This window comes from Bradyrhizobium sp. CCBAU 21365, assembly GCF_015291305.1.
In the GTDB taxonomy this organism is placed as follows: Bacteria; Pseudomonadota; Alphaproteobacteria; order Rhizobiales; family Xanthobacteraceae; genus Bradyrhizobium; species Bradyrhizobium elkanii.
Map to the genome: position 1 here is coordinate 7,127,087 of NZ_CP030036.1, position 12,131 is coordinate 7,139,217.

Sequence of the window (12,131 nt, forward strand, 5' to 3'; positions counted from 1 at the left end):
GTGATTAACAAATTCCTTCTTTCCTTGGAGTGACCCTTCATGATCGAGCCGATCATGTACGCGGCGATCGGTTTCCTGATCTCGATGCTGTGCGGCCTGATGATCGTTCCGCTGGTGCATAACCGGGCGGTGCGGCTGACCACGCGTCGCATGGAGGCGGCCACCCCGCTGTCGATGGCCGAGATCCAGGCCGACAAGGACCAGCTCCGCGCCGAATTCGCCATGTCGGCCCGCCGGCTCGAGATGAGCGTCGACCAGCTCAAGAGCAAGACCACGAGCCAGCTCGCCGAGCTCGGCAAGAAGACCGATGCGATCAACCGCATGAAGATCGAGCTCGGCGAGAAGAATGCCGCGATCTTCGCGCTGGAAGCACGCGAGAAGGCGATGAAGGAGCAGCTTCGCGCCACCGAGGAAGAGTTCTCGGCCAAGACCGAGCTGTTGCGCAACGCCGAGCAGGCGCTGACCGACAAGCAGGGCGAGCTTGGCAGGATCAACGCCGAGCTCAACGACCGCGCGATGACGGCCGACAGCCGCCAGATCGAACTGGTCGCGGTGCGGACCCAGGTCGAGGAGTTGAAGAACCGGGTCGGCGATGCCGCCAGGGAATTCGCGGCAACCGAAGCCCGCCTCGCCCAGGAGCGCAGCCAGTCGGAAACCGCGACGCGCGATCTCACCGACGCGCGCGGCCGGGTCGAGAATCTGAGCCAGCGCGTCACCGATCTCGACCACCAGCTCGTCGCTCAGGTCAAGGAAGCCGAGATGCTCGGCAACCGGGTCAACGACCTCGAGACGCGGCTTGCGACCCAGGGCAAGCTGCTGGCCGAGCGCGAATTCGAGAACGGCCAGTTGAAGCAGGCCAACGCCGCCGCCGAGCGCACCGTGCAGGAGCTGCGCGAGGAGATCTCAGCAGTGGGCGGCGGCAAATCCTCCGCGCTCGACAAGCTGCGCCAGGAGAAGGCTCAAGTCGAGGAGCAGCTGCGCACCGTCAGCGACGAGCGCGGCAAGCTGCAGCGCGACATCAACGCGATTCAGCAGCAGGCCGAGAGCTCCTGGGCGACCGAGCGGATGGAGAATGCGCTGCTGCGCGAGCGCATCAACGACATCGCCGCCGAGGTGGCCAAGCTCGCGATCCAGCTCGAGGGCCCCAATTCGGCGATCGAGGCCATGCTGGCGGCGGAGCCGACGGTGCCGGCCAAGGCGGCGGCCAAGCCCGCCAACGGCGCCTCGCCGGGCAGCGGGATGCCCGAGGGCGGCGGCACGCTCGCCGAGCGCATCCGGGCGCTGCAGTCACATGCCTCCCGCGCCCGCCAGCAAGGGGCGTGATTCCCGCAGGGTTTGGCTTGACACCCCTGCCCGGCACTTCGTAAATCGCACGCTCTGACGAAGCGCCGCACTCGACCGGCCGCCGACCAGCGGCCGTTGGCACGTCACATCCCGGACGCATAGCTCAGCGGGAGAGCGTTCCCTTCACACGGGAGAGGTCCAAGGTTCGATCCCTTGTGCGTCCACCATTCCCCTTCGGGACCGCCTCGTCAAAAATATCGAAAACAACCCCATGCAAAGTAGCCGACGCCTTAGCGGCGGCGGCCCGGCGTTTCCGGCTCACTGCCGGCGGCGCTGCGGTGCGGATGGCGGCTTGGCGGTGCGGCGGCTGAGCTCGCCGAGCAGGTCGCGAACCGCGCCGTCGAGTTCATCGGGTGGCGGGATGGCGTGATCCGCGCCCTGCGTGCCGGTCGGCCGATACCAGCCGCGGGCGGAGCTGTCGTCATTGGCGGCACGAACCTGCGGCGCGCGAATGCGAACGCGCGGGGCAGACCGCCGCCGGCGGCGCGAGATCAGCTCGCGGACGCGTACCCCGATACGAACCCGATCCCGGCGACGAGGACGACAATCAGAAATTCCAGCATTGCGGTGCCCCACAATCACCCTGCTGCGATGCAATAAGCGCGACAATGCGGCGGCGGCTTGACCGGGACGGTTCCTTTTCACGGTGTCGAGCAGAACGCCGCCCCACGGAGTCCTACGGGGTTTTGTTTGCGGGCCTCCTCGGCTACCTTCCGGGAACTCGCGGGGGCCGGGAGTCTCGATGCGCAAGGGCAACGACTACATTTTGAAGCTGCGGCCTTGGTCCTTGTCGACATTCGTCGTCGCCCTGCTTGCGGTGGTGCTGGCCACCGCGACCCAGGAGATGTTCGCGAGCTTTGGGATGCAGTTCTATTTCGCGGGCTTCGTGCCGGCGATCCTGATCGCCGGCCTGATGGGCGGCGCACCCGCCGGCGCCTTTGCCACGATCATCACGGTTCCAATCGTCTGGTGGGCGTTCATGCCGCCCTATTTCGAGTTTTCCTGGCCGACGGCCGACGACTATGACAGCTTGGCGATGTTCCTGCTGTCGAGCGCGCTCTTGGTCTGCTTCTCGCAGCTCTATCGGGAAGCGCTGGCAATTCTGCGGAAGTAAGCGAACGGCGCAGGTCGCGACCGGCCGCCGGCGATAGCGCGCCGGCTTCCTGCCGTGGCTCGTTCGCCCTCAGATCCCGAACATCCAGATCGCGACGATGGTGGCCAGCGTCGCCACGCCGCTGATGGTCCAGCCTACCGCGTAGAAGCTGTCCTCGGGGGCGGTGTCGAGCACCGTATTGGTGGTTTCCGTCATTGACCGCCAGCGCATGGCGTCTCTCCTCGGAACTCCTGCCCGGCCAGATAACGCGGCGCCCGGTTCCCGGTTCCGCCGGCTTCGCGGCGGCCATGCCGTTCACGCACAGCTCACGGACTGCTGATCGGCGCCGCGGAACCCTGCGACATTCTGTCCCGTTGAGGCTCGCCGGAAACCAACTTGGGAGAATATCCGATGCGAACACTGATCCTCGCCGCCACCGCCCTTGCCTTCGTCTCGTCCACCGCGCTCGCGCAGGACAAGGCGGGCGGCAGCCCGGCCCCCACCGCGCAAAGCGGCGACACCGCGACCAAGGGCGAGGCCGCCAAGGCGCCGAAGAAAGCGAAGAAGACCGTCAAGAAATCGAGCGCCAAGACCGGTGCCAAGACCGGTGCCGCCACAACCGGCAGCGATGCCACCAAGCAATAAACAGAAACAATCGCGCTCGGTGATCCACTTGTCGAGCACGGACTTGTCGAGCACGGACTTGGCGATCACGGAAAAGGCCGCCCGAAGGCGGCCTTTTTACTGTCTCGGTGCGGATGCTGCCTCGGCCTGTCACGTCGCAATCAAGTGCGCCGACCACCTCGGGCAGTGCAAGTTGGATCAGTGGAAGTTTGGATCAGTGCAAGCTGGACCAGCGAGAGTTGGACCAGCGAATTCAAGTGCGGGAGGGGGAGCGAAAGAGTTGCGGAGCTGATAATCCGCACCGCCATCGGATCGTTCTGAAAATTGACCACCAGCTCCAGTAATTGCTCCACCTCCCGCACTTCTGTTGTGCCGCGCGTGCAGAGGCCACGCATGATCCAAACGGGCTATCACTGCAACGCGGAGCAAGATTCATCGATAGACTTAATGCGGAGCGCCATGGTCGCGCCCGCTCGCGAGCCCGCTCTCGCGTAGCCGCTCGGCAAACCAGAGCGATGTCGCGCTATCGATGGCACCGCCGACATAGACCTCGGTAAAGCTCACCCCGCTTTGTCCGACGATCACCAGCACACCCATCGCATAGGCAAACCAGACATTCGGATCGGTCAGCGCCTGCAGCTTGCGCTGATCGTGCTCGATCGGCTGGTGATTGCTGTCCTTGCGCAGCTCGATGGCCAGGAGATTGTTCGGGATGTCGCGCTGATGCACGACGATATCGGGATAGATCGACTTGCCGAGATGGTCGTCGGTCGAGCTTCCCGAGCCGCGCGGCAGCCGCAGCGTGCGCTCGCCGAGCCGGTCGTAGTTGCAATCGACCTGCCAGCCGGAAAATTGCCGCTCGACATAGACCGCCAGCCGGTGAGTGAGCGTTCGCTCGCCGAGATCGCGCTCCAGCAGGAACATCTCCTGCGCATAGAATTCCTCCACCGCGGCGATCACCTTGTTCAGCTCGGTCTGCATCGACGCCTCCGACTGGACTGGGCCGCCGCCGCGGCCTTTCAACTACGTCCTTACATCTGCACTTCGATCAGCCGCGGTCCCGGCTCCGCAACGGCTTCCGCGAGCGCCTTGTTGAACTCGTCGGCCGTCGTCACCGCCCTGCCCGGCACTCCCATACCCTTGGCGAGCGCGACGAAGTCGAGCGTCGGCCGGTCGATCTTCAGCATATCCTGCGCCCGCTTGCCCGGCTCGCCGGCGCCGACGCCGTCGAACTCGCCGCGCAGGATCTGATAGATGCGGTTGGCGAACACGATGGTCACCACGTTGAGCCCTTCGCGCGCCTGGGTCCACAGCGACTGGATCGTGTACATCGCGCTGCCGTCGCCGACCATGCAGATCACCTTGCGGTCCGGACAGGCGACCGCGGCGCCGGTCGCCACGGGGGTCGAGAAGCCGATCGAGCCGCCCATGTTCTGCAGCCAGTCATGCGGCGCGGCCGCCGCGGTCGGCGGGAAGAAGCCGCGGCCGGTGGTGACGGATTCATCGACCATGATGGCGTTCTCGGGGATCGCGCAGGCGATCGCCTGCGCGATCGTGGCATGGTTGAGCGCGCCGGTCGGCTTGACCAGTTCCTGGTGCTGCTGCGGCTTGACGTCCTGCGCGGTCGCATGCAGCGCACCGGCGAGCGCCTCGAGCGCCGCGACCGAATTCTCACCCCAGGCGGTCATGCGATGCACCTCGCAGCCTTCCGCCTTCAGCATGCTCGGCTTGTTCGGATAGGCGAAGAACGCGACGGGATCGTTGGCCTCGACCAGCACGATGTGACGGAAATTTTTCAGGATCGGCAGCGCCTGCTCGATCACATAGGGAATCCGGTTGACCGAGAAGCGGCCGCGGCCGCGCGCCATGCGCGGGTGATAGGTCTGGCCCATCACCGTGCAGCCGGTCTTGCCGGCGATGCGCTCGGCGAGCGCCAGCCCGTGCTCGGTCAGCGCGCTGCCGGTGACGAGCAGCAGCGTATGCGCGGCATCGCCGTGCAGGATCTTCGCCGCGGTATCGACCGCCTGCGGCGAGTAGCTCGGGCGCTGCGTGTCGACGGGCACCTCGGCGATGCCGTCGGCTTCGTTCCAGGCGGTGTCGGCCGGCAGGATCAGGGTTGCGATCTGCGGCGGCGCGCTCCTGGCGGCGGCGATCGCGGCCGCGCCGTCGGCGGCAACCGACCTGGCATCCGGCGAGGTGCGCACCCAGGACGACATCGGCCGCGCCAGGCCCTCGATGTCCGATGTCAGCGGCGCGTTGTAGCCGATGTGGTAGGTGGCATGCTGACCGACGATGTTGACGATGCCGGAATGCGCCTTCTTGGCGTTGTGCAGATTGGCAAGGCCGTTGGCGAGGCCGGGCCCGAGATGCAGCAGCGTCGAGGCCGGCGTTCCCTTCATGCGGAAATAACCGTCGGCCGCACCGGTCACCACGCCTTCGAACAGACCGAGTACGCAGCGCATGCCCGGGACCTTGTCCAGCGCCGCGACGAAATGCATCTCCGAGGTGCCGGGATTGGTAAAGCAGACATCCACGCCGCCTGCGACCAATGTCCGCACCAGACTTTCCGCACCGTTCATGCTCTCGCTCCCGTTTCGAGATGTTCTTGAGGTCGCTTCCGAGCATGATCCGATCCGACTGGATCGGATCATGCTCGTATCCTTTTGTTTGGTCGCGTTTTCTTCACGCGAACCGCTGCCCACTTCGCTTGAAGACGCTCCAGCTTTTGTTTGGTCGCGTTTTCTCGACGCGAACCGGTACCCACTTCGCTTGAAGACGCTCCAGATCAACCATTCTTCATCCGCTTCGTCAAAGGCTTGGCCGGACAATGCAGCTATCGCTTCCGATCTGTTGCCTTTTTAAACCGTGTTGTTCGAAAATGCCTGAGGTCACGGCTTCGTCGCTTGCGAAACGCCGGCAATTATGGCCTCTCTGACTGCATATTTGATTGTTCGCGAGGACGACGACCATGCGCCCGATTGCCTTGATGTTTGCCGCGCTCACGATCCTGGCAGGTGCCGGCCAGGCCCACGCCCAGTTCTTCGACTCCCGCGGCTACCAGGCCGAGCCCCCGAGCTTCTTCGGCGGCGGCGGCGCAAGCCCGATCCCGCGCACCACCGTCAACTACCCGACCAACTACGCCCCCGGCACCATCGTGGTGAACACCGCCGAGCGCCGGCTCTATCTGGTGCTGGCGAACGGCCAGGCGCTGCGCTACGGGATCGGCGTCGGCCGCGACGGCTTCCGCTGGAGCGGCGTCCACCGCATCTCCGCAAAGAAGGAATGGCCGTCGTGGACGCCGCCGTCGCAGATGCTGCGCCGCCGCCCCGATCTGCCGCGCCACATGAACGGCGGTATCGAGAACCCGCTCGGCGCGCGCGCGATGTATCTCGGCTCGACGCTCTACCGCATCCACGGTTCGAACGAGCCGGAGACGATCGGCCAGGCCGTCTCGTCGGGCTGCTTCCGCATGACCAACGACGACGTCACCGATCTCTATGGTCGCGTCTCGGTCGGCACCACCGTGGTGGTGAAGAACAACTGATCGCGTCGATTTCAACGGAACCAGGCGCCGCCATTCGGGAAGATCGCTGATCCCGCCTTGCGCTGCCGCAAACCTTGCGGCAGCGTTGTCACAATGCCCCAGCACCGTCCCTCGATCCTCGTCCTTCTCGCCGCAGCGCTCGCCGCTTGCCTCGCTGATGCCGCGGTGCCCGCGGCTGCCACCGAGGTACCGGCGATCGCCGCGCGCCAGCGCAACGAGAAGAAGGTCTTCACCGACGCCGAGATCGTCGAGGGCTTTCTGAAAACCGCGTTCGGCGCCGAATATCATCTCGCCGGACGGGTCGACCGCATCCGCAAATACGACAGTCCGGTGCGCGTGTTCGCCGACGGCAGCCGCGCCGACCGCAAGACCCAGCTCGCCAAGGTCGTCGCCGACATCCGCGCCAAGGTGCAGCATCTCGACATCGCGATGACCGAGAACAGCGAAGCGGCCAATGTCGTGGTCAAGCTGGTGCGCGACCGCGAGCTGTACCGCACCATCGCGACCTTCTACGGCCAGGAGCGCGCCAGGGAGATCCGGTCCTCGCTCGACCCGCAGTGCCTGTCCGGCTTCCGCAAGAACGAGAACTACGAGATCGAGCATTCCGACGTGATCCTCACCGTCGACAACGGCGATTTCGTCTTCCTCGACTGCGCCTATGAGGAGCTGTTGCAGTCGCTCGGCCCGATCAACGACACCGCCACCGTGCCCTGGACCATGTTCAACGACAACGTCTCGATGGGCTATTTCGACGTCTACGACCAATATCTGCTCAACCTGCTCTACGACCCCCGCATCAAGCCCGGCATGACCGTGCAGGAGGTCAAGGCCGTGCTGCCCGCCGTGCTCGCCGACGCCCGCGCCTGGGTGGCGAAGGTGAACCATCTGGAGTGAGGGGGCGGCTTTTTTGTGTGCAAATGCTCGTCGCACACAACACCGTCGTCCCGGCGAAGGCCGGGACCCATCACCACAGGGTCGCGTTGTTGAAAACAGGCAGTGGCCCCAGCGTCCTACAACAATTCGCATTCGTGGTTGATGGGGTGGACGGCCCCCTACGGCATCAGTTGTGCCAGAATGAGGTTGTTGCAAATCTCAGACAAGGGAGCCGTCCGTGAGAGAGATTATCCGCATCGGTATGGATACGTCGAAGCATATTTTTGTGCTGCATGGGGTTGATGCGGCCGAGCAGGTTGTGTTGCGCAAGAAGCTGTCGCGGAAGCAGGTGCTGGACTTCTTCGCCAAGTTGCCGCCGACGGTGATCGGGATGGAGGCCTGCGGAGGCTCGCAGCATTGGGCGCGAGAGCTTGGCAAGCTCGGCCATGAGGTGAAGCTGATGGCCCCGCAACTGGTGAAGCCCTACGTGATGCGGAACAAGAACGACGGGCGGGATGCGGAAGGGCTGTGTGAAGCGATGGGCCGGCCGAGCATGCGCTTTGTGCCGGTCAAGACGGCCGAGCAACAGGCCGCGCTGATGCTGACGGGTATCCGCGATGGATTGATCGCCCGGCGCACCCAGCTTGGCAATACGATCCGTGGCCATGCGGCGGAGTTCGGCCTGATCGCAGCCAAAGGGGTCGACAAGGTCGAGCCGCTGCTGGCGCGGATTGCGCAGGACGAGACGCTTCCCGCCCTGGCGCGCGAGTTGTTTGTCGTGCTGGGCCGCGAGTACACCAGGCTTGAGGGCGAGCTTGGGGAGATCGAAGCCAAGCTGATGGCCTGGCACCGATCCGATGCCACGGGTCGGCGTCTGGCGCAGATCCCCTCGATCGGTCCAATCATTGCGACGATGCTGGTGATGAAGACGCCGGATCCGCTTGCCTTCCGTTCCGGCCGGCACTTTGCGGCTTGGCTCGGCCTCACACCTCAAGACCATTCCACCGGCGGCAAGACCAGGCTCGGCAAGATTACGCGGGCGGGCGACGAGGACTTGCGACGGCTGCTGGTGATCGGGGCCACGGCGGTGATCCAGCAGGCCAGGCGCGGGCGCGGTCATCACTCGCGCTGGCTGCTGGCACTGATCCAGCGCAAGCCGCCGAAGCTTGCGGCCGTGGCGCTCGCCAACAAGGTGGCCCGCATCGCCTGGAAGCTGATGGCAACAGGTGAGAGCTACGATGTGGCACGGATGAATCCCATTCCGGCCACCTAACAGATTGGCCGGCCGGCGGGCTCGCTCGCCGGTCGACCCGGAGCTGCAGGAGCAGATGGAGCGATCGATCGAGCAACGATGCGAGACAATCCGTGGGACCCATCGGCCGTCAACAGGTCGCCTGGTTGTTTGGAACTCGCATCGCGCAACCCATCTTGGCCAGCGATCGACCCGATCGCACTCAACAGGCCGGACATATGGATGCAAGCGATCCGATCTCACCAAAAAGCTCTTGTGCCACGGGGGCCGTCCACATATGGGTCCCGGCCTGCGCCGGGACGACACTGAGTTTGTTGCGCGACTTGTGAGTCACTGATCCGCATTCTCGCGACATAAGCGTGCGATCTCCCCAATCGTCGTCCTGGCGAAAGCCAAGCCTGCGCCGGGACGACATCGAGTTTGTTGCGCGAGCTGTGAGTCAGACTTCCGCATTCTCGCGCGGACTCAACCGCGTAAGGGACGCACCGGCAGCAGGGTTCCCTCTCCCCTTGCGGGAGAGGGTTAGGGAGAGGGGTGCCACACGACGTGAGCTCTCCGAATGCGTCTCGACGACGAGCGAACAAGTTGCGAGAGCGACGCACCCATCGATCATCGCGCCCGGGCCTCACCCCTCTCCCCACCCTCCCCCGCAAGCGGCAGGGCTATCGCATATGGGAGGAAATGGATTTGTCCGCACCGTCATGGCCGGGCTTGTCCCGGCCATCCACGTCGTTCTTCACCTGGAAACAAAGACGTGGATGCCCGGGACAAGCCCGGGCATGACGAGTTTGTGGAGCGACCGAGCTCATATGCGATAGCCCTGCCGCAAGGGGGGAGGGAGCCTGACCGGCGTGCTCACCTCACTGCTCACACCCCAGGATACGGAATCACCGTCCTCCCCGCTTGACCTTGCCCCTGCGGCCGCCTCCATAGAGGCGCGGTCAGACGATGCGAGGCGATTCGATGAATGCTGCTGCCGCCCGTTTCCTCAGCCCGTCCGAAGCTGCAAGGCAGCTCGGCATCTCCGCGAAAGCGCTGCGCCTGTACGAGGAGCGCGGCCTGATTGCACCCGGCCGCACGCCGGCGGGATGGCGCGCCTATGGTCCGGCCGAGATGGCGCGCGGCGCCGAGATCGTCGCGCTGCGCGCGCTCGGCCTTGGCGTCGGTGAAGTGGCGCGGATCCTGAACGGCGATGCCGTCGTCCTCGGCCGCGTGCTGGCCGCGCACGAGGCCGCGCTCGAAGCGCGCATCCGCCAATGCGGCGACAGCATCGCCAAACTGCGCCGGCTGCGCGCCGACCTCGGCGGCGGCAAGATGCCCGCGACGGGTGACATCATCGGTGCGGTCCGGACCCGCCCGGCGATCGGCGTCGCGTTCGATCTGCCGTGGCCGTGGGGCGGCGAGCGCTTCGAGCTGCGCGACATCAAACGGCTGAACTACATCGTCGGCCCGCTCGGCAGCGGCAAGACGCGCCTTGCACAACGGCTCGCCGAAGCCCTGCCCGGCGCCAGCTTCGTCGGGCTGGACCGCGCAGCCGACGGCGGCGCGGCCGTGCGCGCGCGCCTCGACGCCGATCCGGCGCACAACGCCAGGGTCGCGGCCAGCCTTGCCACCCTGCTGGCCGACGGCGCTGTGGACTCGCCGGCGCTGACCGCCCTGCTCGCGGCACTCGAGGCCGGCGACGACGCGATTCTCGTGATCGACATGCTCGAGCAAGGGCTCGACCCGGCGAGCCAGGAAGCGATCGTCGCGCATCTGCGCCGCCGCGGACCCGAGGCCCGGCCGCTGTTCTTCCTGACCCGCTCCAACGCGATCCTTGATCTCGACGCGGTCGGCGACGACGAAGCGATCATCCTGTGCCCCGCCAACCACAGCCGGCCGATCTGCGTGACGCCCGTCCCGGGCGCGGCGGGCTATGAAGCGGTCGCGACCTGCCTCGCTTCGCCCGAAGTCCGCGCGCGCACCGAAGGCACGATCGCGTGGCGGCCGTCCTGACTTCTCGCATTGGTTGTATTATAATCTCATGACAATGCACGACGCAGGTCGGATGCGCGCCAAAAAAGTGTGCTATAAGCGCGTGCGATGATCGAGCTTCCCCGTACCCAGGCCTTGCGTTGCTTCATCACGGTTGCCCGTGAGGGCACGGTATCGCGCGCAGCGGCGATGCTGAAACTGACCCAGCCCGCGGTCAGCCTGCAGCTGAAAGCACTCGAGGAAAGCACCGGGCTGCAGCTGTTCAACCGCACCCCTGCCGGCTTCACCCTGACCGAGGCCGGCGCCGCGCTGCTGCCGCTGGCGCACCGGGCGGTGGCGGCGGCCTCCGACTTCAAGGCGATGGCGGACTCGCTGAACGAGGCGCAGCGCGGCACCTTGCGCGTCGGCACCATCCTCGACCCCGAATTCACCCGGCTCGGACCGTTCGTGCGCAGCCTTGCGATGTCCTCGCAGCGCACCGAGGTCTTCCTGCGCCATGGCGTGAGCGACGACGTGCTGGCGCAGATCGGCCGCGGCGAACTCGACGTCGGCTATTATGTCGACGCCACGCCTCAGGACCAGCTCGCCCATCACAGCTTCACCGAACGGACCATCGCCGACGGCCGCTACCAGCTTGCCCCGCTGCTCTGCTACGACTACCGGGTGATCGCACCGATCGCCTGGCGCGACCGGGTGATGGGCAAGGGCTGGGCCGAGCTCGCCGAGCTGCCCTGGCTCGCGACACCGCCGCACTCCGGCCACCGGCGGCTGCTCGACGACATCTTCCGCCCGCTCGGCGCATTGCCGAAGCGGATCGGCTACACCGACCAGGAAGAGGCGATGATCGACTTCGTCGAATCCGGCCTCTGCCTCAGCCTCGCACGCGACAACGTGCTGGCGCCGCGGATGGCGCGGCCGCATCAGTTCGTGGTCGCCGACAAGGTGAAGCTGACCTGCGATCTCTCCTTCGCCAGCCTCGCCGCCCGCCGCCAGGAGCCGGTGATCGCGCACGCCTTCGCAAGCGTGCGCGCAGTGTGGAATATCAAGCCGGCGATCGCCGGCGCCGGTCCGACGCGGACACGGAAGGTCGCGAAGAACGTTTAAACCGCGCACGGACCTGCCAGGCTGGCACCGCAGGATGCTGCGTCTGGAAGACTGCGCCGGTCGAAGACGACGCACGTCGGCGGCGCCGCGATTCAGCTACGAGCCAATTGCCGACAAAGCAATGGTGGCTGGCCCCATCGAACTCCCCGCTTCTTGTCGAAACAAGCCGTACTGAGGCAGGACCTGCCATATTGGCGCCGATATATTCTTGTGCAGCCGAAATGAGAGTTTGCACCGCGGATTGATCGTACGCAGGATGCTGCGGATTCAGGTGCAAGTCAGTTTCGACGATCATCACCTGAATCGTCCCGGAGGGTAGAACT

Annotated in this window: 12 protein-coding genes and 1 tRNA gene; 9 read left to right on the forward strand and 4 right to left on the reverse strand. The window is 65.6% G+C overall.

Annotated features, from left to right (window positions below):
* Nucleotides 1-39 precede the first annotated feature (39 nt).
* Both XI02_RS33515 and XI02_RS33520 read left to right on the forward strand, forming a co-directional pair.
* Nucleotides 40-1,323, forward strand: a complete 1,284-nt coding sequence (locus XI02_RS33515; protein WP_016843677.1) for a hypothetical protein — start codon at nt 40-42, stop codon at nt 1,321-1,323.
* 113 nt (nt 1,324-1,436) lie between these two features.
* Nucleotides 1,437-1,511, forward strand: a tRNA-Val gene (locus tag XI02_RS33520).
* A gap of 91 nt (nt 1,512-1,602) precedes the next feature.
* On the opposite strand, the gene XI02_RS33525 is transcribed toward XI02_RS33520, so the two are convergent.
* Nucleotides 1,603-1,920: a hypothetical protein gene (locus XI02_RS33525; protein WP_172647259.1), complete on the reverse strand. Its 318-nt coding sequence runs from the start codon at nt 1,918-1,920 to the stop codon at nt 1,603-1,605.
* Between the two features lie 166 nt (nt 1,921-2,086).
* On the opposite strand from XI02_RS33525, the gene XI02_RS33530 reads away from it, so the two are divergent.
* Nucleotides 2,087-2,458: a DUF4118 domain-containing protein gene (locus XI02_RS33530; RefSeq protein WP_016843685.1), complete on the forward strand. Its 372-nt coding sequence runs from the start codon at nt 2,087-2,089 to the stop codon at nt 2,456-2,458.
* Nucleotides 2,459-2,527: 69 nt separating this feature from the next.
* On the opposite strand, the gene XI02_RS33535 is transcribed toward XI02_RS33530, so the two are convergent.
* Nucleotides 2,528-2,668: a hypothetical protein gene (locus tag XI02_RS33535; RefSeq protein ID WP_016843686.1), complete on the reverse strand. Its 141-nt coding sequence runs from the start codon at nt 2,666-2,668 to the stop codon at nt 2,528-2,530.
* 180 nt (nt 2,669-2,848) lie between these two features.
* Between XI02_RS33535 and XI02_RS33540 the strand changes: the two genes are divergently transcribed.
* Nucleotides 2,849-3,082, forward strand: coding sequence for a hypothetical protein (locus tag XI02_RS33540; protein ID WP_244981054.1), 234 nt, complete (start codon nt 2,849-2,851; stop codon nt 3,080-3,082).
* Between the two features lie 423 nt (nt 3,083-3,505).
* Here the strand turns inward: XI02_RS33540 and XI02_RS33545 are convergent, their stop codons facing one another.
* Nucleotides 3,506-4,042 (reverse strand): hypothetical protein, encoded by a 537-nt coding sequence (locus tag XI02_RS33545; RefSeq protein ID WP_026193219.1) that lies wholly within the window; start codon nt 4,040-4,042, stop codon nt 3,506-3,508.
* Between the two features lie 50 nt (nt 4,043-4,092).
* Entirely contained in the window at nt 4,093-5,640 is a 1,548-nt protein-coding gene (locus XI02_RS33550) for an acetolactate synthase large subunit (RefSeq protein ID WP_018273273.1), read from the reverse strand.
* A gap of 389 nt (nt 5,641-6,029) precedes the next feature.
* On the opposite strand from XI02_RS33550, the gene XI02_RS33555 reads away from it, so the two are divergent.
* The 5 genes from XI02_RS33555 to XI02_RS33575 all read left to right on the forward strand — a co-directional run bounded on the left by XI02_RS33555 (nt 6,030) and on the right by XI02_RS33575 (nt 11,808).
* Nucleotides 6,030-6,605, forward strand: coding sequence for a L,D-transpeptidase (locus tag XI02_RS33555; protein WP_069279450.1), 576 nt, complete (start codon nt 6,030-6,032; stop codon nt 6,603-6,605).
* Nucleotides 6,606-6,698: 93 nt separating this feature from the next.
* Nucleotides 6,699-7,499 carry a DUF2927 domain-containing protein gene (locus tag XI02_RS33560; protein WP_016843691.1) on the forward strand — a complete coding sequence of 267 codons (801 nt, stop codon included), beginning with the start codon at nt 6,699-6,701 and terminating at the stop codon, nt 7,497-7,499.
* 217 nt (nt 7,500-7,716) lie between these two features.
* Complete coding sequence (locus XI02_RS33565) at nt 7,717-8,751, forward strand: IS110 family transposase (protein WP_172646394.1); 1,035 nt, start codon at nt 7,717-7,719, stop codon at nt 8,749-8,751.
* Between the two features lie 942 nt (nt 8,752-9,693).
* Nucleotides 9,694-10,725 (forward strand): MerR family transcriptional regulator, encoded by a 1,032-nt coding sequence (locus XI02_RS33570; RefSeq protein WP_172647257.1) that lies wholly within the window; start codon nt 9,694-9,696, stop codon nt 10,723-10,725.
* An 87-nt stretch (nt 10,726-10,812) separates the two neighbouring features.
* Nucleotides 10,813-11,808 (forward strand): LysR family transcriptional regulator, encoded by a 996-nt coding sequence (locus XI02_RS33575; protein ID WP_018273276.1) that lies wholly within the window; start codon nt 10,813-10,815, stop codon nt 11,806-11,808.
* Nucleotides 11,809-12,131: the final 323 nt, after the last annotated feature.

Bases quoted from the DNA above. Each gene is read 5' to 3' on its own strand.
- XI02_RS33575 (WP_018273276.1), top strand. From the start codon at position 10,813: ATGATCGAGCTTCCCCGTACCCAGGCCTTGCGTTGCTTCATCACGGTT.
- XI02_RS33560 (WP_016843691.1), top strand. From the start codon at position 6,699: ATGCCCCAGCACCGTCCCTCGATCCTCGTCCTTCTCGCCGCAGCGCTC.
- XI02_RS33535 (WP_016843686.1), bottom strand. From the start codon at position 2,668: ATGCGCTGGCGGTCAATGACGGAAACCACCAATACGGTGCTCGACACC.
- XI02_RS33555 (WP_069279450.1), top strand. From the start codon at position 6,030: ATGCGCCCGATTGCCTTGATGTTTGCCGCGCTCACGATCCTGGCAGGT.
- XI02_RS33515 (WP_016843677.1), top strand. From the start codon at position 40: ATGATCGAGCCGATCATGTACGCGGCGATCGGTTTCCTGATCTCGATG.
- XI02_RS33570 (WP_172647257.1), top strand. From the start codon at position 9,694: ATGAATGCTGCTGCCGCCCGTTTCCTCAGCCCGTCCGAAGCTGCAAGG.
- XI02_RS33530 (WP_016843685.1), top strand. From the start codon at position 2,087: ATGCGCAAGGGCAACGACTACATTTTGAAGCTGCGGCCTTGGTCCTTG.
- XI02_RS33545 (WP_026193219.1), bottom strand. From the start codon at position 4,042: ATGCAGACCGAGCTGAACAAGGTGATCGCCGCGGTGGAGGAATTCTAT.
- XI02_RS33540 (WP_244981054.1), top strand. From the start codon at position 2,849: ATGCGAACACTGATCCTCGCCGCCACCGCCCTTGCCTTCGTCTCGTCC.
- XI02_RS33550 (WP_018273273.1), bottom strand. From the start codon at position 5,640: ATGAACGGTGCGGAAAGTCTGGTGCGGACATTGGTCGCAGGCGGCGTG.